Below are 20708 nucleotides of genomic sequence, written 5' to 3' on the forward strand. Positions count from 1 at the left end.
TGGAATTTCTTGGATTGCAAGTGTTAAAGTTTGGGGTATAGAATAGATTAGTTTTCTTAAGTTAGTCACATTTGATATAGAAGTCATTACGGAGGAGCATGAAAGTTGCACTTTCATGAATCATGGATTAAGAATTATAATATAATTTTTGTATCTATAGTAAATATGAAAACACTTTGCTGTCCACAGGACTATAATAAAATTCCTCCTAAAGAGGAATTTTCACCTTACTTGTGCCCTGTGCCATGATAAAAGGAACTATAGCTGATAAATTCTCATTTTTTAATGCGACAGCGACCACCTAAATTGTGAATTATCTCATGATAGTTCCTTTTATTTTTTTATGTTAAAATTATATGATAGATATACTTTATAATTTGGAGTGATGAAATGAGCTTTATAAAAGAAGATGAGACTTTAGACGATTTGCAGCTAAAGGGGATACAAGTAATACAAAAAAAAGATGCTTTTAGATTTGGAATAGATGCAGTATTATTAGCTAACTTTGCTAATATAAAAAAGAAACATAAAGTCATGGATTTCTGTACAGGAACAGGAATTATACCATTTATTATAGCGGGAAAGACTGAATGTAATGATATAAAAGGAATAGAAATACAAGAAGAGTTTGTCGATATGGCAAATAGAACAGTGGAATTTAATAATCTTTCAGATAGAATAAATTTTTATTGTAGAGATTTAAAAGATATAGACTTTTTAAAATCGATTGATAAAGTTGATGTTGTTACAGTTAATCCTCCATATAAGCTTCAAGGATCAGGAATAATAAATATAAATGATAAAAATGCTATAGCAAGACATGAGATACTATGTAACTTAGAAGATGTTATAGTGGCATCAAAGACGGTACTTAAAGATAATGGTAGATTGTACATGATTCATAGGCCAGATAGACTTTGTGATATATTTTGTATTATGAGAAAGTATAAAATAGAACCTAAAAGAGTTAAGATGATTCATCCTACATATAATAAGGCACCTAATATTGTTTTAATTGAAGGCCAAAACTTCGGAGGGAGTTTTCTTAAATGGGATGAACCGTTGTATGTCTATGAATTAGATGGTAGTTATACTAAAGAGATAGATAAGATATATGGAAGAGGTGAATAACATGAATGGAAAACTATATATAGTAGGAACACCTATAGGAAACTTAAAAGACATAACACTTAGAGCATTGGAAGTATTAAAGAGTTGTGATTTAGTGGCAGCGGAAGATACGCGAGTAACTATGAGGCTTCTAAGCCATTTTGAAATAAAGAAGCCACTTATTTCATATCATAAATATAATGAAGAAGGAAGAAGCGAAAATATTTTAGATAAAGTTAAGGAAGGTCAGATTGTTGCCTTAGTATCAGATGCTGGAATGCCTGGGATATCAGATCCAGGAGCTGTTATAATAGAGAAAGCTGTAGAAGAAGGAATTGATTTTGAAGTAATACCTGGCCCAACAGCAGTAGTGACAGCATTAGTAAACTCAACATTAGATACTACTAAGTTTGCATTTAGAGGATTTTTCCCTAGAGAAAACAAAGAAAGAGAAGAGATATTTAAGGAAATTGAAGGATATAGAGATACTATTATTTTTTATGAGGCACCACATAGGATAATATCAACATTAGAATTTCTTAAAGATAGAATTCCAGGTAGAAGAATGGCTCTAAGTAGAGAACTAACTAAAGCATATGAAGAGACTATAAGAGGAACTGTAGAGGAAGTATATAATAAGATATGTGATACTGGGGTTCGTGGAGAGATTGTTATATTAATAGAGGGAAAAAGTGATGATGAAATAGAGAAAGAAAATAGAAGTAAGTGGGAGCACATGACCATTGAGGAGCATATAGATTATTATATAGAAAAAGGTAATAGCAAAAAAGAGGCTATAAAAATAGTAGCAAAAGAAAGAGGAATTAGTAAAAGAGAAGTGTATGCTTATTCATACTAATAATATATAGGCTATTGTAAGAGAAATAGGAAAAGATCTTGCAATAGCCTATTTTAATACTAAACAGGTATCTCCTATAGAGTAGATTTTTTGACAAATTATTTTAAATAATATAAAATTATACTACAATATATTACAAATAGAGGGCGTTTGAAACATATACAAGTAAAAAATTAACATAATTTAAATAGGCAATGGGGGAGGAGAGTTAGTATGAAAGTCAAAATAGTATCATTTATCTTGGTTATAGTTTTAGTTAGTGAACTATTTATTGGTATTAAACCCATACAAGCTACACCGAATGATACTAAAAATCAATATGTTGAAGCGATAATGAAGGTCGAGGAAGCTAATGACGAAGTAAGAAAATGTGATGAAAAGATTAGTCAATTGATAGTAGAACAAAATGATACAAATAGTAAAATAGAAAGTATTAAAGTTGAGATAGAAAATAAAGAAAAAGAAATCGAAAAGACAGAAGAAACTATTGTCGGAGATGCAGAAGAGTTAAAGAAAAGAGTAAGAACTACATATAAAAATGGTAATGATATTACTTTAGATATTGTATTTGATGCAAAAAGCTTTTCGGATTTATTATATAGAAGGGAACTAATAAGAAATATAACAGGATATGAAGTAAGAGCTATAGATAGAACTAAAGAGGCTAAGAAGACTTTAGTTAATTGTAAGAAAGACTTAGAAAAAGAAGTTGAGAATTTATCAACGCTAAAAGAAGACTTACAAAAACAAATTGAGTCTATACAGGCAGAAAAAGTTGAGCACGAAAAAGTTAAGACAGAGGCAGAGGCTGTAAGTAAACAGTATGCGGAACAATTAAAAGTTATATATGGAGAAATAGAATCTAAGGCACAAATTTTACAAGCACAAATTAGTGCAGGGGTAAAAGTGACATCTACAGGAGAAACTGTTAGTGAAACTGCATTAGCTATATTAAAAGAGGCAAATAATCATTTAGGGAAGAAATATGTATGGGGAGCAACAGGACCGAATACTTTTGATTGTTCTGGTCTAACGCAGTATGTTTATGGTAAGTTAGGAATATCGTTAACGAGAACTACCTATACACAGGTAAGACAAGGGCAATATGTAGCGCCAAAGGATGTGCAACCAGGGGACTTAGTATTTTTTGGGTCTATAAGGTCACCACACCATGTTGGAATATATGCAGGAGATGGAATGTTTATTCATGCTCCTCAGACTGGTGATGTAGTTAAATATTCAAAGTTAAGCTATATGCCGGATTATACGCAGGCTAGGAGAATAATAGGATAGGGTATAGTGATTTTAACTTTTGTTAAGATAAAGGTTTTATACATAATATAAGAAAAGCTCAGGCACAGAATAAGTGTGCTTGAGTTTTTTTATTTTTTTAGAAAACTTCATTTTATCTTTATAAAATTGTATAATAATTACAATAAAGTAAAATATATGGATAGGAGGGCGGGTTTTATTTATAATTTGGAATTGAGGTAAGAGTAGGGATGGGAAAAAGAGAGATATGCTTAGTGATAATGGCTACAATGATAACATTTGCAAATGGAAAGATAATAGTAAAGGCAGAGCCTAGTATTGAAGAAAAACGAGAAGCATATGAGACAGCTGTAGAGGAAGTTGAAAAGTATAGCGATGAGATAAAAAAGATAGATAATAAGATATCGGTTCTTATGGAGGAACAAAAAGAAATTGAGATAAAGATAGATGATAAGAAAAAAGATATAGAAGATAAGAAAAGAAATATACAGGAAGAGAGTATAGAGTTAGAATATAATGAAGAAACTTTTAGGAAGATGATAAGATCAACTTATAAGTATGGAAAAGATGAAGTTATTAGTATGGTGGTTGAAGCTAAAACTATTGGAGATTTTATAGAGAGAACAGAGGTTATTAAAGGCTTATCTAAATATCAAGAGAACTTAGTGAATAATATAAAAAATAAGAAGGCGTTATTGATATCCGAAAAAGATACAATTGAACATGATGTAGAGAATTTAAATTGTCTAAAAGATACATTACAAGATAGTATAGAAGAAATAGAGGATATAAAAGAGGCTGAAGAAGGATATTTGTTAAAAGCAAAGGAAGTAAAAGAAAAATATCAGGCTGAATTAGCCCTTATGGAAGAAGAGACTAAAAACGATTTGACATTAATGAAAGAGAATTTGAAATACGATAATGAAATAACTAATAAAACTGTTTTAGATATTTTAAATGAAGCTGACTCTCATATAGGGAAACTATATGTATGGGGGGCGACAGGACCGGACACTTTTGATTGTTCAGGATTTGTGCAATATGTGTATGGTAAGGTAGGAATAGAACTTACGAGAACGACATATACGCAAGTAGCAGGAAGAGGTACTTATATTCCTAAGGGAGAGGAACAACCAGGGGATCTAGTGTTTTTTGGTTCTATGACAGAACCACATCATGTTGGAATATATGTAGGAAAGGGAATGTATATACATGCGCCACAGACAGGGGATGTAGTGAAGTATTCTAAGTTGGCATATTCAAAAGACTATTGTCAAGCGAGAAGAATTATAGAAAATTAATATTATATAAATAAGAGGCTGTTGCACTAAAAATTAGAGCACAGTCTTTTGTTTTGATTTTAGTTTAAAATGATAAATTGAATAGTTTTTTTGTAAAAAGTAATATAATAATATAAATATAAAAATAAATTTTAATATTTTTTTATTTTTATTTATGGAAATAAAATCATGAAAACTATTTCAAAATAATGACAGTAAAAGCAAAAAGTTGGACAAGTAATTTTTGGAAAACATTATAGTACTTACTGATATAATTAGATTTATGGGGGTGGAGCTGGTGGATAGATATGCATGCAAATAAGTACAATAAACGATTTATTATTACATATAAACCATAAAATGGGACATGGTATTACCAACTTCTTAATAAAGGGCAAAATATTTCTTCATTTTATCTTCACACAAAAAATTAATAATGTAAAAGAAGAAACAAGAAACATTAAGAAAAAATTAAGATATATTATAAAAGAAATTTAAAAATATATGTAATTAAATAAAAAAAATTAGAGATATATGATATTTAAATATGATTTAAATATTTTGGAATGGGGGAAGAAAAATGAAGAAGAAAGGTATATGCTTAGCTTTAGTTGTAGCGACGTTAGCGATGACTACTAGTATTGGAACAGAAGTAAAAGCGGATCCAACATTAGATAGTGCAAAAAGTCAATATTCAGAAGCGTTACAAAAAGTTGAAGCTGTAAACGAACAAGTAAGAAAGTTAGATTCTGAAATCAGTGCATTAGTGGACAAGCAAAACACAACAGAGAAATCTATTTCAGAAAAACAAGATGAAATCGCTAAGAAGCAAGAGGAAGTGGAAAAGACTAAAGCTGAATTGCAAAAAAGTGAAGACGATTTCAAAAAAAGAGTACGAGCTGTATATAAGAACGGAAATGATGTAGTAATTAACGTTTTAGTAGAATCAAAATCAATGGGTGATTTATTAGAAAGAACTCAAACTGTTAAAGAAGTTTCTAAGCGTGAAAAAACTATAATGGAAACAATGAAAACAGAAAAGATTGAACTAGAAAAAGCGAAAGCAAAAGTTGAAGAAGAAGTTGTAGCTTTAAATTCATTAAAGGATGAATTACAAAAGCAAATAGAAGAAGTTAATAAGCAAAAGGAAGAGCAACAAGTTGCTTTAGCTGAAGCAGAATCTGTTAAAAATAAATATGCTACAGAGGTAAAAGCTATTGAAGATGAAATGGCGGCAGAAGCAGCTAGACTTCAAGCACTAAGAGCTCAACAAGCAACTGCTACAATAGCACAAGCTTCACCAAGTACACCATCAAGAGGACCAGAATCAACTACAGCTACTGCAGCAGCAGTTTTAGCAGAAGCTGAGAAACATTTAGGTAAACCATATGTTTGGGGAGCAAAAGGACCAAATTCATTTGACTGTTCAGGATTTGTTCAATATGTATTTAGACAAGTTGGAATAAGTGCTCCAGCGCCAACATATACTCAAGAAAAATTAGGTACATATGTTCCAAAAGGACAAGAACAACCAGGAGATTTAGTTTTCTTTGGACAAGTTGGTAATACTCATCACGTCGGAATATATGTAGGCGGAGGTATGTATATACACGCACCACAAACTGGAGATGTTGTTAAGTATTCATATCTATCAGGTTCAAGAGATTATAGTTTTGCAAGAAGATTATTAAATTAATTTTATGAAAAAAGAATATTTTGAATAATTATAAGACTGTCGCGCTAATAAATTAGTACGACAGTTTTTTTATTGATAATTGTGGCGAGATTGTTCTGTTAATTTCTTTTATATATAATTTCAGTAAGAAAATTTAGAGGCAACATAATAAATTTGACATATAAAGGATAATAAGATAAACTTATATTACATAAAGTGACAAATAGGCATAAAATTTGATTTATATTTATAATATGTAACAAATACTACATATTATCTACAAAACAATATGAGAAATTTATAAAAAGATATATTTTACTATATGGTAGAAAAATAGGGGTATAAATCTTATAGGGGGAATAAGTATGAGAGTGAAGAAATGTTATGTAGTGTTAAGTTTGATTCTAATAGTTAGTTTTATATCACCACAAAATATAGTCAATGCTACACCGAGTAAAAGCGAAACACAATCTCAATATGATGAAGCGATGAAAAAAGTAGAAGCTGCAAATGATAAGATTAGAAAATGTGATGATAAGATTAATACATTACTTACTAAGCAGAAGGAAACAGAAGCAGCTATAGATGCAAAACAAAAAGAAATAGCAGATAAAGAGGCAAATATAAATGAAAGTTCTAAAAATTTAGCTGATAAAGAAGATGACTTTAAAGATAGAATTAGAAATACATATAAAAATGGAAATGACACTACGTTAAGTATAATATTAGATGCTGAAAGCCTTGGAGATTTAATAGAGAGAAAAGAGATTGTTAGAAATGTATCTCTTTCTGATATAAGAGCTATGCAGAAGATAAAAGAAACTAAAGATAGCTTAGATGAAGAGAAAAGAAGCCTTGAAAAGGAGGTATCAGAATTAGATACACTGAAGAATGACTTACAAGGACAAATAGATACTATTAACACTGAAAAGGCAGCCAGTGAGAAGGCTAGAAAAGAAGCAGAGGCATTAAAAACTAAGTATGCAGCTGAATTAGAGGCTATTAATAAGTCTATTGCAGCAGAAGCACAACAAATAGGTGGAACTACTAATACAGGGACAGCAACAGTGTCAAACGTATTAGCAGAGGCTAAGAAGCATTTAGGAAAGCAATATGTATGGGGAGCTACAGGTCCTAATACTTTTGATTGTTCAGGGTTCACTCAATATGTATATAAAAAATGTGGAATTAGTCTTACAAGAACTACTTATACTCAAGTCAAAGGAATTGGAACTTATGTGGCACCTGGAAATGAAAAACCAGGAGATTTAGTTTTCTTTGGATCATTAAAATCACCACATCATGTTGGAATATATGTAGGAAATGGTATCTTTATTCATGCACCACAAACTGGAGATGTAGTTAAGTATACAAAGCTAATTTATATGACTGATTATACACAAGCAAGAAGAATAATATCATAATGAATAGATAAAAATAAAGCTATGCTCAAAAGAGCATAGCTTTATTTAAGAATAATTTCAGATGAAATTATTTTGAACCTAATTCATTAAGGCAACTAGTACAGATATTTTTACCTTTGTAGTTTATTACATCTCTAGCATTACCGCAGAAGATACAAGCTGGTTCATATTTCTTTAATATTATTTCTTCGCCATCAACATATATTTCAAGAGCGTCCTTTTCAGCTATATCTAATGTTCTTCTTAATTCAATTGGAATAACGATTCTTCCTAATTCATCGACTCTTCTTACAACACCTGTAGATTTCATATTTATCTTCCTCCTATAACAGTTATCGACAAAAATATATCTTTAAGTAATAACAAAATAAGTTAACTATAAATTTTTATTTTGTAATAACCGTACGTATTTTAGTATTAAATGTACCGATAATATTATTTTATATGGTAAAGCAATGCAAGTCAATACATTTATATAAAGTTAAGTAAAAAAATGGGTTAAACAAAAATAATATGTTTTTATTGTGAATTTGGTATATAGAATGTCGATTATATGCCTAATTAGGTATATAATTATAATAAATATACTTTATGGAAGGGGTAGTTTAAGTTATGAAAATAAATATATTAGTTGTTGATGATGAAGTCAGAATAAGAGATTTACTAGGAGCATACCTTACAAAAGAAGGATATAATATTTTTTATGCTAGTAATGGAAAAGAAGCGTTAGATATCTTTAAAGATAATATTATAAATTTTGTTATATTAGATGTAATGATGCCAATAATGGATGGTATAGTGGCATTAAAAGAGATGAGAAAAATAAAAAATGTTCCTACGTTAATGCTTACAGCAAAGAGTGAGGAAGAGGATATGTTACTTGCGTATGGTATAGGAGCAGATGATTATGAAACAAAACCTTTTAGTCCTAAGGTCTTAGTTGCAAAGATAAATGCAATGATAAAGAGAAATTATAATGTAGAATCAGAAGATTTAGTTATAGATGAAGAAGGACATAGGGTACTTGTTGATGGAAAAGAAGTATCACTGTCAAAAACTGAATTTGATTTACTTAAATATTTTGTTGCAAATGAAGGAATTGTTTTAAGTAGAGATAGAATATTAGATAAAGTATGGGGATATGATTTTGAAGGCGATTTAAGAGCTGTAGATACAGGGATTAAGAGATTAAGAGAAAAGCTAAAGGATAAGGCAAGTTACATAAATACCGTCAGAGGGGTAGGATATAAGTATGAAAGAAAAGAGGAGAATTAGAGATAGTATTGCTAAAAGATTATTTTTTATGACAAGCTCTATTTTTTTAGGGATAACTATTTTTAATGTATTACTTCAATGGCTATTCTTTGAAGGTTACTACAATCATCAGAAAAAGAATTCTTTGGAAAAGCAAGTGCAAAGTTTTAAAAGCGAATATGAAGATCAATATACAGATATAGATTTAATGCAGATGATGAGGGAATATCAACAAAAATATTCTATTACAATAGCTGTAGTTGATAAGAATGGATCCTATACTATGCCTTCTACACAAGTACCTAGGGTAGATAATGAACGGTTACAATTAATAAGAAATATAGTTATATGGTTTCAGGACGATCCTGTAGGAAATAGGTTTATTAAAGAGTCTAAAGAATCTAAATATGAACTTAACACTTTGGCATATGTAACTACAGGAGAAAATGATGAGTATATTATAGGAATAACATCATTAGAACAAGTTAATGAAGCATCAGGGATTTCGTTACAATTGAATCTTTATTTTGCCATAATATCAGTTGTAATACTTACAGTTATATCAGTATTATATTCTAATACAATATCAAAGCCGCTAATTAAAATTAATAGAGTGGCAAAAAAAATTGCAAAATTAGATTTTAGTGAGAAATGTGTTGTAGAGAGAAATGATGAAATTGGCAGTTTAAGCGAAAGTATAAATATAATGTCTAATAATTTGGAAGAAGCATTAATGTCGCTTAGAAGGGCTAATGTGAAGCTTAAAGAGGATATAGAAAAAGAACGTCAGTTAGAAAAAATGAGAAAAGAATTTATAGCAGATGTATCACATGAATTAAAAACTCCAATTGCATTAATTAAAGGATATGCAGAGGGAATACAAGATGATGTATTAGATAAAGAAGAAGCTGTTAAGATAATTATAGATGAATCAGATAAGATGACTAAATTAGTAATGGATATGATTAATTTGTCTCAATTAGAGAATGGAACTTTTAAGATGAAAAAAGAAAGATTTAATTTATCTCAAACAATAAAAGCTGTAGCAGATAAATCAAAAGCTTTATGTTATGATAGGAAAATTACCGTTAAAGAAAAAATAGATGAAAATCTTTATGTATATGGTGACAATGTAAGATTAGAGCAAGTTCTATTAAATTACTTATCAAATGGAATAAGGCATTGTTATGATGAAGGAGAAATAATAGTTACAGCCACAAGAAAGGACAATGATGTTTTAGTGGAGGTAGAGAATACAGGTAATCATATAGATGATAGTGATATAGAGAAGATTTGGGAAAAGTTTTATAAAGTAGATAAAGGAAGAAAGAGAGATGGAAGTACGGGGCTTGGACTTTCTATTACTAAAAATATAATAAATGTTCATGGTGGAAACGTAGCTGTAGAGAATACAGAAAAGGGAGTAAAGTTTAGTTTTATTATTCCGTATAGTAATAAATAAAATATTCATAATATTGACATGAAACTGACACAGAAAAGAGTTAATATATTATTGTAAGGTAAATCCTTATATACTTAAAACCTGAATTTTTGAATATATTGTGTCCCAGAAAGAGGGGTGTAACGTGAGTTGCACCTCTCTTTCGCGTGGGGATATATCAGTGCATGGCACAAGTATGAGGGCACAAGGCACAGGTATGGATGAAATTCCTGAGGAATTTCTGAAATTTTAAGTGTTTAGTTGAATGATATAAACTAGGATAATCTCTTAACTTGTGCCTTCTAACCTGTGTCCTACATTGTGTCATAATAAAAGTAGCTATTGCTAACAACTTTTCATTTGTTAATGCGACATTCTATTAAATTATAAGTGTGGAGTTATAATAAAAAAGCTATCGATCACGATTATATGATCGATAGCTTTTAAATGGTTATATTAGATTATTGTTAATATATAAATAATGGTTGATTATACATAAAGGTTAATATCTATTGAATATCTAATGTAAGTGTCATAGTTTTTCCAGAACGATTGATTTCTACATCAACTTTATCTCCAGAAGAAACTTTTCCTTTTGCTTTTTGTAATTCTGATGTACTGCTAATTTCTGTACCATTAAATTTTGTTATTACATCATTTGCTTGAATACCACCATTAGCGGCAATTGATCCAGCAGATACTTGAGAAACTAAAACACCATGATCAATTTGAAGATATTTTAATTGAGTTTCAGTTAAATTTTGTATACTTACACCTAGTGTTACACTATTATTAAGTGGATTTGCAACTAAATCATTAACTACATCTACTACAGCTGTTATAGGAATAGCAAATCCCATTCCAGATACACTAGAATCTGATATTTTAGCTGTATTTATACCAATAACTTTTCCATATGCATTAATTAATGGACCGCCAGAGTTACCAGGATTAATAGCAGCATCTGTTTGAATATAATTCTTAATTCCGTCGCTATCTTCTATACGTCTATCTTTTGCTGAGATAATTCCAGAGGTTAAACTATTTAAGAAAGTTTCACCAAGAGGACTACCAATAGCTATTACTGGTTCACCAACAAGGACATCAGCTGAAGCATCTAACTCTAACACAGCGGGCATTTCTATATCACCAGATATTTTAAGAACAGCTACATCTAAATCAGAGTCATAATTTACTACAGTAGCATCTGCAGTAGTTTTATTAGAAAACATTACGCTAATCTTAGAAGCACCTTCAATAACGTGATAGTTAGTTAGTACATAACCTTCTTCGCTGAATATAAAACCAGAACCAGAACCACCTTGAACTTGGAATTGATTTAAAGTTAAGTTTTGAGTTGTGATACCAACAACAGCAGGACTTACTTTATTGTATATATCCGGAATAGATACACCGCCAGTAGTTGAAAAAGATAGTTGTTCAGTATTTGTAACAGTTTTTACGTTATTTGAGTTTCCAGAAGATGTTAGATTATTAGTTATTAAACTAGATGCAACTCCTGAACCAGTACCAACTACAGCTGATATTAATACACAAAGTGCTATAGTTTTTCCTAGGCCTCTTTTTGGTTTTTTGTTATTGTACTTGTTAGTGCCATTATTGTTGTTATTGTTACCATTATGCACGCTTGTGAAAGGTACATCTTGAGCAAAATCTGAATCAGAATCTTTCATTATGAAATTTATGTCATCTGAATTCATGCTAACTGTGTCGTCTATGTTATTGGATGAATTATTGTTATTTGTAGAAGAAGTATTATTATCATCTTGAAAATTATTAAATTCGTTCATATAAATTACCTCCTAAGGTTCATTTCCTATATCGTATGAGTTTATTTTATAATACTTCTATGACATTTATGTGTCACACTATTTAAAATTTTATTTAATATACGTGAGTATTTTTTGTATATATATTGAAAGATAAATATAAAAAGTGAAACTAAAAATGTTATAATTATATCTCTTCTAGATAGATACTCTAAAGATTCTATAGGTCTAAGGTAATATGGTAATGAACTAGATATATTAATAAAATAAAATAAAAGTATAGATAGAAAATTACTAATTATAGAAACTATTACAAATGTCACGTTACTTAGTGAAATAAATAAATTAACATAGCAAACTGATATAGTTATAAGTATTAAAATTAATGTTATTACACTAAATAAAATAGAAACGAATTTACCTTGACCATAACTATAAATTAATGAAGTATTGATATCATAGATAGATGATAATCTACTGCTATTTGTATCAGTATTAAGTAAAAATAAATCATTAGTATTACCATCAGATGATAATGGAGATGATATTATCAATCCATTATTTAAATTTGTTAATCTGCCTAAAGTATATGGAGCCATATAGTCTTTTTCTATAAACCCTACTATTTCAAATTTGCTTCCATTAATATGTATAGTATCTCCTAAGTTAAAGTATTTTTCAAAAGTAGATCCTAGTAGTACAGTATTTTTATTAAAATCTAAATTGCTGCCTTTAGAAAGTTTTACAGATATTGCGTTATAAAATTCTTGTGGAAAATATAACATTTTAGTTGAGATTTCATTTTCTAAGTTACTAGAGTTATAATCTTCGGTAAAATTTAACTCATCTTTTAGTTGTACTACTTTATCATAAGATAATGTAGTAGAAAAGCTACCAGTATAGTTAAGTGTTGAAGTTGATGAAATAATATTCTCTTTTAAGTCATCTGTAAGTGAAGCTGAAGAATAGTAAATATCACTATATTTATATTCATCAACAGATTTTGTAAATTGAACTCTTGCATTTAAATATGTTAATGAACTAATTAAAAAATATCCGTTGCAAGTTAACATTATAAAAAATAGAGACAATAATACTATTGGTTTAGCTCTAAAGAATATTTTAGAAATTAATATTGATACTAGAGCTATAGAAAATATTAGTAAGACAACATAAGGTATAAGTCTATCTATGTATGGTGTTTTTACTTGATTAGCTTTAAATTTGTAATAATCTTCACCATAAAAGCTATAGTCAAATTTAATATTTTTAAATGTAGATTTTAAATCTTTTTCAAAAGCTTTTATAGAATCTGGAAGAGTATTAGAACCTCTAACAGAAAGAGATATTATAGGTTGAGATTCAAAAGCTTTTTGAAACTCTTTAGGTGCGCTATGTAGTGAAAAGTATATACCACTTCTGTATTTATTATAATAAGTTGCATTAATTTCATACACATCGTTATCTAGTGGAATATGCTTTAGGTACCAAGAATCGGTATCTTCTCCGACAAAAGCGAAAAAAGGTTTATTAAAGTTATCTATAGAACCTTCTTTTAGGGTTCCAAGATAAGTTTTACTATTTAATATTCCTCTTAAGTTTATGTAGTCAGAATTAAAGTGAGAACTCTCATAGCTTAAAGATAATTCCACACTATAATTTGATAAATTCTTTTTTAGAACATTATAGAGTTTATCATAACTAATTTTTTCTTCTGGTGCTAGTGTACAAATATAATTATATTTATAATTCCCTGAGGTTGCTTGTTTAATTTCTTCGTCTAATATTCCATAAGAATTTACTACCTTGTTTACTGATGTTATTAGAGAAGCAATGGCAATAAGCAACAACAGAAAAGTAAATTTGCTTTTTTTCATATTAATCCTCCATAGTTAAAAATAATTTATTACAATTATATCATTTATAAAAAGAAAAGCCCACAACTGACTAAGAGTAGTGGACATCATATTATACCTTTAATTTTTTTATTGAATTTATTATAGATTTTGAAAGGATAGTTAATATTAAGACTGCTACTGATGAAAGTGCTATAAATCCACCAGGGGCACCATCAAGGTAAAAAGATAGTACTAGTCCTAAATTTACATCTATTACTCCAAATATGATAGAATATATAAAAGTTTGTTTAAAACCTTTCTTTAATTGTAATGCAGTTGCTACAGGAATAGCAATTAAAGATGAAATAACTAGTATACCAACAATTTTTATAGAAATTGATATTGTAAGTGAAACTAATAATATAAATATATAATTGAGAATTTTTACTTTTATACCAGCTATTTTAGCTCCATCTTCATCAAAGGTTATATATACTAGAGAATTAAATAGAAAGAATAAAATTATAAAAGTTACAATACTTAATATACCTATAATATATAGGTCATTAGGAGTTATAGTTAATATACTTCCAAATAGATAAGAATTTATATTTGTTTTTGTCTTACCAGTAGAAATTAATGTTATAGCTATACCTACACTAAAGGTGAGGATTATTGACATTATAAGGTCTCCATATTTTTTTAGGAATATAGATAAGAATTCAATAACTACACCAGAAACAGAAGTAAATGCAATAGCTGATAATACAGGATCTACACCAGTTGCTATACCTAAGGCTATACCTGCAAAAGAAGCATGTGCTAAAGTATCTCCCATAAGAGAATATCTTTTAAGTACTAAAAAAGTTCCGATAGCGGGACAAATTAATGAAATAAGTATACCGCCAATTAATGCATATACCATAAAATCATATTGAAACATAAATTAATCCTCCATACTTAAGGCAGTATATTGATCTAAGTTCAAAAATCTACCCTTACCATTTTGTATTTGATATATTTTAGAAGAGTTTTCCTTCGTTGCTTTTAAATTATGTTCTACGGATATAACTGTTATATGTTGTTCTTTATTTAGAGTTTTTATTAATTGATATATTTCAGTTTGACTTTTAACATCTATACCAGTAGAAGGCTCATCTAAAATAAGTAAATCTGGATTTCCCATTAAAGCTCGTATTATAAATATTTTTTGAGCTTGACCTCCTGATAAATTTGATATTAGTGAATTTTTGTAACTATTCATATTAACAAGAGCAAGCATATCATCTATAATAGATTTATTTTTTATTTTTAAAGTTTTTCTATGGATATTTAACATTTCAAAAACTGTAAGAGGGAAATTAGTATCGAGATTATTTAGTCTTTGAGGTACATAAGCAATATGCTTAGCATTGATAGCAATAGATCCCTTATACCCTTTTAATAAACCTAAAATTATTTTGGTGAAAGTACTCTTTCCGCTACCGTTTTCGCCTATTATAGTAACATAATCCCCTTTTTTTATATTAAAGTTTATATCATTTAATATATATGGGGGAGTATTAGAATAAGAAAAATATAAATTATTTATTTTAATCAAAACTAGCCCTCCTGGAATTTACATATATAATTATAACCATATTTATTCATAGTAAACATATTATAAACTTACTATATGATATTTGCAAATAGTTTGCAAGTGTATCTACATATATTTATATTAATATTGGATAAAATAAAGAATGATAGGAAAAAAAGAAATTCCATAAAATGTAAATTGCAAAAAGCGAAGTTATCCCCAATTTGAAAAGAAAATATAGAAAATTGAAGGAATTTATTATGAATAATCAATAATTTTAACAAGTTATACACAGGGGGGGTGTGGATAGTGTGGATAACTTTCAGTATATTAAGAGATATTAGAAAAAAAGCCATGAAAATAATAACAAGTTATCCACAGAGTTATGCACTTTATTCACAAATTCATGTGTGGAAAGTGGGAATTTATAATTTATGCAAGTTAAAGATATAAATCTTGCAAAAATATAAGGACATGTTGTCGAAAGAAAAAAATGGAAATGCTATTGAAATCGAACATCTGTTCGTATATAATGGTAATGCAAGGAGGAGATAGTATGAAAATAGATTATATTGAAGCATTAAAATCTATGATAGCAATAATACCATTATATAAAGATGGAGAAGGTAAAGTAACAATGATAAAAGTAGAAAATGGAGATGAATATTTAACTAATGTATCTATTAATAAAGCTCTTAGAGATTATTTTGCTTTAAATTTATTATCGCTTACAGCAGTGACAGCTAAAAGTGAAAAGATACTTGATAAAAAATCATTAGTACCGTTAATAAATAATAATGAAGTTATTATACCTATAAAGACAATAAAGCCTTTAGTAAAAGGTGATAGAGCATTTGGATACATAAATTATTCGAAAGTAAAAGAAGTTAGAAACGGCCTTATCATTTTTAAAAATGGTGAAGAGTTGCCTTATATAGATAAATATGAAACTGTTAAGAGAAGAATCGCGGAGGGGGACATCTTAGTGAAAGCATGGTGAAATTTACAGGGCACAGTATGATGGCACAGGGCACAGGAAAGGTTAATTTTTCCCTGTGGGAAAAATATTATAGTCCTGCGGACAGCTAGTGTGGCTCGGATAAGGCAATGAAAACATGTGCCTTGTGCCCTGAAACCTGTGCCCTGAGCACAACAAACTTTTCTGTAATTGTGAATTATAAAAAGCTATCGATTACTTATAACGATAGCTTTTTTTATTCTTATTTATACTTTTCAAGTTCTGCATCTAAATCAGATAATGATGAATTGTTAGTAGTAGATGATCCAGAAGGATTTTTATATTTTTCAAGTTCCGCATCTAAATTAAGTTCATTTAATGCTGCAAATTCATCATCTAGAGAAGGTGTTTTTAATTCTCCAAGTCCTTCTGCTAGAGCTTCTTTACGAGCAATGTTTCTCTCAATATTATCTAAATTAATTTTATTTGATTTAGTGTTAACATTAGCTACTATTTCATTTACAGTTTTTGAAGCTTCTGCATTAGCATATCTTGCTGCAGCTTCATCTCTATATGCTCTTGTTTTATCTAATTCTTTTTGTAATTCTAACAATTTACCTTTTAAAGTTTCAGCTTTTTCTCTAGCTACAGTTTGTGCTTGAAGAAGTGAGTTATAATTATTTTCAGCTTTAATTTTTTCAGCTAAAGCTCTTTTTGCTAAATCTTCATTTCCTTTTGAAAGAGCTAATCTTACCTTGCTATCGTAGTCATCTACTTCAGCTTTTGCTTTTAAAACTTTCTTTTCAGTTTCACGAGCATTTCCGATTACTTGTGCTGAAGCAATTTTAGCTTCACTTAAACTTTTTTCCATATCCTTAATTTTTTGATCTAATAATTCAATTGGATTTTCGATTTCGTCTAATTTTGAATTAACCTTTGCTTTAAACATAGTTGAGACTCTTGTGAATACTCCCATAATGCGACCTCCTGATAATTTATATTTTCATTATAATTCAATTCCTTTTCTTTTGTATAGCAAATATTCCAATTTTACAAAATATTTAAAATAAGTAGTTCATAGAAAAATACTATATTTATACAATAAAAGATTTTAACAAATATATCAAGTATGAAATATAATCCTTTTAAGTGATTATAAGTGATTTATTAAAGGGTAATTATTACTGTATAATTAAATCTAACTATAGCTTTAATTATCTTTAAATTTCGTAGTTATTACTTATAAATAATGCTAGCAAAGTAAAATAGAAAAAAGTCTGAAGTACAAATTTATTGTGCTTCAGGCTCTTTTTATAAGGCTATATTAAAGAATTTTCGTAGCTATCAATAGCATAATCAAAATCTTCTCCATTTGTAATTTCACCATAGTCTTGACCTTTTAATGTATAACTTAGGTACATGACCATTTTTTGACCGGTATTAATGTTTTCCATAAGAATATATCTCTTATCATTTTTTATATCTTGTACTATACCTAGTACATTAAAGTATTCTATAGAATTTGTATTATTATTTTTAAGATCTAGTTTATATGTGTTGTTAAAAATAGCAACAGATGTACGAACCTTATCGCAAGAAGCTATTTTACCTTCATTAATACAGCTATCGCAACTATCAAATTCACAAGTATCAATACAAGAAAAGCATTTACAATCTGTACATTGTTTTAATGTTTTTAAAGTTTTTGAGTTTTTTGATTTATATGACTCAATTAGTTTTAAATTTGTATCTTTAGCAGAAGACTTCTTAAAGAACCCTTTGGATTCAACGTCTTTTTCTGCAGCGGTTAATATATCTAGATATTCTCTTATAAGTTCTTTATTTTTAAAGAAGAATCTCTTATTTAATTGAGACTTATCTATAAAAGGTTCTATTTTATCTATAGCATCATTAACATCTAAGTATAATGAGCTGTATAAGCCTTTTTCTTTTTCTACTAACTCATCAAATTTATCCATAAAACATACACTCCTATTTTCTAAATTTTTTAATAAAGCTCTTTATTATGGCGATAATTATTATTAGGAATAATATATTTAATAATATGCTAAGGAGAGAATATCCATAGCGTCCGCCGATGCGAGTTCTACCTATAGGTAAAGGAATAGGTAAATAAATATATTTATTATAATTGTTGTAGTTTCCTTTAGTGGAATTATTATAATAAGAACTACTTTTACCATAGCTACCGGTACCATAGAACCTTGGAGTAGATGATGTATTATTAGAGCTTGTATTTTCATCATCATTAGTATTATCATTATTAGTATAAGAACCAGTAGACCAATTTTTCTTTGAAGAATTTGAGCTACTGTTACTAGAGTTGTCTGAGTTACTGTAAGAACCAGTAGACCAACTCTTTTTTGAAGAAGAGTTACTACTGCTATTGCTACTACTATTAGAGTTACTATAAGAACCGGTAGACCAACTTTTCTTTGAAGAAGAACTAGATGAACTTGAAGATTTTGAATAAGAAGATGAACTTGAGTAGGAAGATGATCTACCACGGGATCCATAGCTTCTACTTTTAGCAAAAACATCTTCAGCAAATGAAAATGATATGGTGATTGAAACCATAAAGCATATTAAAATTTGTACAATTTTTTTCCAACTTGAATTATTTATTGTATCCACCCCCTAGAACAATAGTGATAATTTAATTATATATAGTTAGTAAAGGTATATGCAAATAATACTAGCTAAAATATGTTAATTTGATAATACATTAAAACTATATAGAAATCAATACTATATTAAAGGGTTATATATATAATATTCTCAAAAAATTTTTTTTGAGAAAAGTCTTTTTTATACCTTGTAATACATTAAGATAAACACTATAATATATATAATAAATGGATATTTTAGAAATGAATATAGGGGTGAAAATATGAGCGGATCTTCTTTTGATATTTCAAGAATAAAAGAATTATCAAAACAAATAGCTGAAAGTAATATTATACCATATACAGATTTACCAGAGTATGATTTGTTTTTATCACAGGTTATAGACTATTTAAATGATAGATTTCCGGGAGAAAAATTTACTAATAATATAGTACAAAATTATATAAAGAATGATGTTATATCTAAACCTGAAGATGGTAAAAAGAGAGGATATACAAAAGTACATTTAACAGAACTAGTGCTACTAAGTTATATGAGACCTGTTCTTACAACTGAGGAAATTAAGAAAGTATTTAGTCTTGCTTTTAATGAGATAAACGATAGATCAGATGATATAATATCTTGGGAAAATGCGTATAAGACTTTTACTGAAATCCAAAAAGAAAGCTTTGATGATTTTATACAAAAAGAGTTTTTAGATAGTAATAAATTAGATGGATTAATGGAAGGCTATAATTTAAATGGTGAAGAGCAAGAGAAAATAACAGTATTTCTTATTGTAATGACTTTAATAGCTCAAGCTTCTGCTATTAAAAAATTAGCTCAAAACATAGTAGAACAATATAGTAATTATATTGATGATAAAGATAATAAATAAAATTGTAATATATAAATAAAAAATGCAGTGAAGTTAGTAATAATAACTTACTGCATTTTTTTTAGTGTTATATCAGAATTAAATAATCGTATAGAATTATAAAGGTTTATATTACTAAAGCATTTTTTAGAAGAAGTTTTTACTAAAACATTGTCTAGATGGTTATTTAAATATTCACTACTTATTATGATATATTTAGTAACATAAAAATTTTCAGATAGCCATGTAGAAATTTCTTTAGATTTACTATAAAAATTACGATAATTATATAAAGTGGGTGTAACTGATATAAGTGAATCCAATATTCCATAATTGCGAAAATTTTGAAGGATAGATTGCCAGTAAATGTTATTAGGGTTTTTCATTCCAATTTTCCAGCTGGAAGAAATAACGATTTTGCTATTTGTAATTTCTATAAGTTTACTTAAGTTAGTCATAGCTTCTGGATTAAATAAAAAGGTATTTGATATAAAAGGTGGATTAGTATCAATTAATACGCCATTTATATCTAAAAAAATTATATTCATAAATGATCTCCTTTAGATAGTTTAAAATATTTGTCATAAATAAGATTATTGACAAATATTTTATAAATATAACAATTTAGTAGATTATTTTTTTAATAAACAAATGTAAAAAATATAATAAATAGTACTGGAAAAGTAAAAAGAAATACAGTACAATTTAATTGTAAAATAATGG

19 protein-coding genes are annotated in these 20708 nt (G+C 28.4%); 10 read left to right on the forward strand and 9 right to left on the reverse strand.

The features are described 5' to 3' along the window. Nucleotides 1-390 precede the first annotated feature (390 nt). The 6 genes from CM240_RS00775 to CM240_RS00805 all read left to right on the forward strand — a co-directional run bounded on the left by CM240_RS00775 (nucleotide 391) and on the right by CM240_RS00805 (nucleotide 7620). Nucleotides 391-1131: a tRNA1(Val) (adenine(37)-N6)-methyltransferase gene (locus CM240_RS00775; protein WP_044035806.1), complete on the forward strand. Its 741-nt coding sequence runs from the start codon at nucleotides 391-393 to the stop codon at nucleotides 1129-1131. A 1-nt stretch (nucleotide 1132) separates the two neighbouring features. Next, on the forward strand, nucleotides 1133-1969 hold the full coding sequence (gene rsmI, locus CM240_RS00780) for a 16S rRNA (cytidine(1402)-2'-O)-methyltransferase (RefSeq protein ID WP_044035807.1): 837 nt from the start codon (nucleotides 1133-1135) through the stop codon (nucleotides 1967-1969). 213 nt (nucleotides 1970-2182) lie between these two features. Further along, entirely contained in the window at nucleotides 2183-3262 is a 1080-nt protein-coding gene (locus CM240_RS16635) for a C40 family peptidase (protein ID WP_051483611.1), read from the forward strand. A 209-nt stretch (nucleotides 3263-3471) separates the two neighbouring features. After that, a complete protein-coding gene (locus CM240_RS16640) occupies nucleotides 3472-4542 on the forward strand; it encodes a C40 family peptidase (RefSeq protein WP_051483612.1) in 1071 nt (356 codons plus the stop codon). Between the two features lie 559 nt (nucleotides 4543-5101). Then, complete coding sequence (locus CM240_RS16645; RefSeq protein WP_051483613.1) at nucleotides 5102-6217, forward strand: C40 family peptidase; 1116 nt, start codon at nucleotides 5102-5104, stop codon at nucleotides 6215-6217. A 344-nt stretch (nucleotides 6218-6561) separates the two neighbouring features. Next, nucleotides 6562-7620 (forward strand): C40 family peptidase, encoded by a 1059-nt coding sequence (locus tag CM240_RS00805; RefSeq protein WP_044035809.1) that lies wholly within the window; start codon nucleotides 6562-6564, stop codon nucleotides 7618-7620. Between the two features lie 67 nt (nucleotides 7621-7687). Here CM240_RS00805 and CM240_RS00810 read toward each other — a convergent pair whose 3' ends face one another. Further along, nucleotides 7688-7930, reverse strand: coding sequence for an AbrB/MazE/SpoVT family DNA-binding domain-containing protein (locus CM240_RS00810; RefSeq protein WP_044035810.1), 243 nt, complete (start codon nucleotides 7928-7930; stop codon nucleotides 7688-7690). Nucleotides 7931-8232: 302 nt separating this feature from the next. On the opposite strand from CM240_RS00810, the gene CM240_RS00815 reads away from it, so the two are divergent. Beyond that, the gene (locus tag CM240_RS00815) at nucleotides 8233-8895 is read left to right on the forward strand and encodes a response regulator transcription factor (protein ID WP_044035811.1); all 663 of its coding nucleotides are present in this window, start codon (nucleotides 8233-8235) and stop codon (nucleotides 8893-8895) included. Then, nucleotides 8873-10336, forward strand: a complete 1464-nt coding sequence (locus CM240_RS00820; protein ID WP_044035812.1) for a sensor histidine kinase — start codon at nucleotides 8873-8875, stop codon at nucleotides 10334-10336. The genes CM240_RS00815 and CM240_RS00820 overlap by 23 nt, the downstream gene beginning before the upstream one ends. Nucleotides 10337-10824: 488 nt before the next feature. Here CM240_RS00820 and CM240_RS00825 read toward each other — a convergent pair whose 3' ends face one another. The 4 genes from CM240_RS00825 to CM240_RS00840 all read right to left on the reverse strand — a co-directional run bounded on the left by CM240_RS00825 (nucleotide 10825) and on the right by CM240_RS00840 (nucleotide 15543). Then, nucleotides 10825-12126, reverse strand: coding sequence for a S1C family serine protease (locus CM240_RS00825; RefSeq protein ID WP_051483614.1), 1302 nt, complete (start codon nucleotides 12124-12126; stop codon nucleotides 10825-10827). Nucleotides 12127-12167: 41 nt separating this feature from the next. Then, nucleotides 12168-13982 (reverse strand): ABC transporter permease, encoded by a 1815-nt coding sequence (locus CM240_RS00830; RefSeq protein WP_044035813.1) that lies wholly within the window; start codon nucleotides 13980-13982, stop codon nucleotides 12168-12170. A gap of 91 nt (nucleotides 13983-14073) precedes the next feature. Then, nucleotides 14074-14886: a metal ABC transporter permease gene (locus CM240_RS00835; RefSeq protein WP_044035814.1), complete on the reverse strand. Its 813-nt coding sequence runs from the start codon at nucleotides 14884-14886 to the stop codon at nucleotides 14074-14076. A gap of 3 nt (nucleotides 14887-14889) precedes the next feature. After that, the gene (locus tag CM240_RS00840; protein WP_044035815.1) at nucleotides 14890-15543 is read right to left on the reverse strand and encodes a metal ABC transporter ATP-binding protein; all 654 of its coding nucleotides are present in this window, start codon (nucleotides 15541-15543) and stop codon (nucleotides 14890-14892) included. Between the two features lie 535 nt (nucleotides 15544-16078). Here CM240_RS00840 and CM240_RS00845 point away from each other — a divergent pair. After that, on the forward strand, nucleotides 16079-16522 hold the full coding sequence (locus tag CM240_RS00845; protein ID WP_044035816.1) for a hypothetical protein: 444 nt from the start codon (nucleotides 16079-16081) through the stop codon (nucleotides 16520-16522). Between the two features lie 220 nt (nucleotides 16523-16742). Here the strand turns inward: CM240_RS00845 and CM240_RS00850 are convergent, their stop codons facing one another. The 3 genes from CM240_RS00850 to CM240_RS16650 form a co-directional block, all read right to left on the reverse strand. After that, nucleotides 16743-17456: a PspA/IM30 family protein gene (locus tag CM240_RS00850; RefSeq protein WP_044035817.1), complete on the reverse strand. Its 714-nt coding sequence runs from the start codon at nucleotides 17454-17456 to the stop codon at nucleotides 16743-16745. A gap of 343 nt (nucleotides 17457-17799) precedes the next feature. Beyond that, nucleotides 17800-18459, reverse strand: coding sequence for a hypothetical protein (locus tag CM240_RS00855; RefSeq protein ID WP_044035818.1), 660 nt, complete (start codon nucleotides 18457-18459; stop codon nucleotides 17800-17802). Nucleotides 18460-18472: 13 nt separating this feature from the next. Then, nucleotides 18473-19135 (reverse strand): hypothetical protein, encoded by a 663-nt coding sequence (locus tag CM240_RS16650; RefSeq protein ID WP_156930489.1) that lies wholly within the window; start codon nucleotides 19133-19135, stop codon nucleotides 18473-18475. A 256-nt stretch (nucleotides 19136-19391) separates the two neighbouring features. Between CM240_RS16650 and CM240_RS00865 the strand changes: the two genes are divergently transcribed. Then, complete coding sequence (locus CM240_RS00865; protein WP_044035819.1) at nucleotides 19392-20006, forward strand: DUF1836 domain-containing protein; 615 nt, start codon at nucleotides 19392-19394, stop codon at nucleotides 20004-20006. A 47-nt stretch (nucleotides 20007-20053) separates the two neighbouring features. Here CM240_RS00865 and CM240_RS00870 read toward each other — a convergent pair whose 3' ends face one another. Beyond that, on the reverse strand, nucleotides 20054-20533 hold the full coding sequence (locus tag CM240_RS00870) for an HAD domain-containing protein (RefSeq protein WP_044035820.1): 480 nt from the start codon (nucleotides 20531-20533) through the stop codon (nucleotides 20054-20056). Between the last annotated feature and the right edge of the window lie 175 nt (nucleotides 20534-20708).

This window comes from Clostridium bornimense (assembly GCF_000577895.1).
Lineage (GTDB): Bacteria > Bacillota > Clostridia > Clostridiales > Clostridiaceae > Clostridium_AN > Clostridium_AN bornimense.

Coding starts and splice junctions, on each gene's coding strand:
- CM240_RS00825 (WP_051483614.1), bottom strand. CDS start 12,126: ATGAACGAATTTAATAATTTTCAAGATGATAATAATACTTCTTCTACA.
- CM240_RS00870 (WP_044035820.1), bottom strand. CDS start 20,533: ATGAATATAATTTTTTTAGATATAAATGGCGTATTAATTGATACTAAT.
- CM240_RS00820 (WP_044035812.1), top strand. CDS start 8,873: ATGAAAGAAAAGAGGAGAATTAGAGATAGTATTGCTAAAAGATTATTT.
- CM240_RS00830 (WP_044035813.1), bottom strand. CDS start 13,982: ATGAAAAAAAGCAAATTTACTTTTCTGTTGTTGCTTATTGCCATTGCT.
- CM240_RS00775 (WP_044035806.1), top strand. CDS start 391: ATGAGCTTTATAAAAGAAGATGAGACTTTAGACGATTTGCAGCTAAAG.
- CM240_RS00850 (WP_044035817.1), bottom strand. CDS start 17,456: ATGGGAGTATTCACAAGAGTCTCAACTATGTTTAAAGCAAAGGTTAAT.
- CM240_RS00865 (WP_044035819.1), top strand. CDS start 19,392: ATGAGCGGATCTTCTTTTGATATTTCAAGAATAAAAGAATTATCAAAA.
- CM240_RS00810 (WP_044035810.1), bottom strand. CDS start 7,930: ATGAAATCTACAGGTGTTGTAAGAAGAGTCGATGAATTAGGAAGAATC.
- CM240_RS00845 (WP_044035816.1), top strand. CDS start 16,079: ATGAAAATAGATTATATTGAAGCATTAAAATCTATGATAGCAATAATA.
- CM240_RS00815 (WP_044035811.1), top strand. CDS start 8,233: ATGAAAATAAATATATTAGTTGTTGATGATGAAGTCAGAATAAGAGAT.
- CM240_RS16645 (WP_051483613.1), top strand. CDS start 5,102: ATGAAGAAGAAAGGTATATGCTTAGCTTTAGTTGTAGCGACGTTAGCG.
- CM240_RS16635 (WP_051483611.1), top strand. CDS start 2,183: ATGAAAGTCAAAATAGTATCATTTATCTTGGTTATAGTTTTAGTTAGT.
- CM240_RS16640 (WP_051483612.1), top strand. CDS start 3,472: ATGGGAAAAAGAGAGATATGCTTAGTGATAATGGCTACAATGATAACA.
- rsmI (WP_044035807.1), top strand. CDS start 1,133: ATGAATGGAAAACTATATATAGTAGGAACACCTATAGGAAACTTAAAA.
- CM240_RS00805 (WP_044035809.1), top strand. CDS start 6,562: ATGAGAGTGAAGAAATGTTATGTAGTGTTAAGTTTGATTCTAATAGTT.
- CM240_RS00835 (WP_044035814.1), bottom strand. CDS start 14,886: ATGTTTCAATATGATTTTATGGTATATGCATTAATTGGCGGTATACTT.
- CM240_RS00855 (WP_044035818.1), bottom strand. CDS start 18,459: ATGGATAAATTTGATGAGTTAGTAGAAAAAGAAAAAGGCTTATACAGC.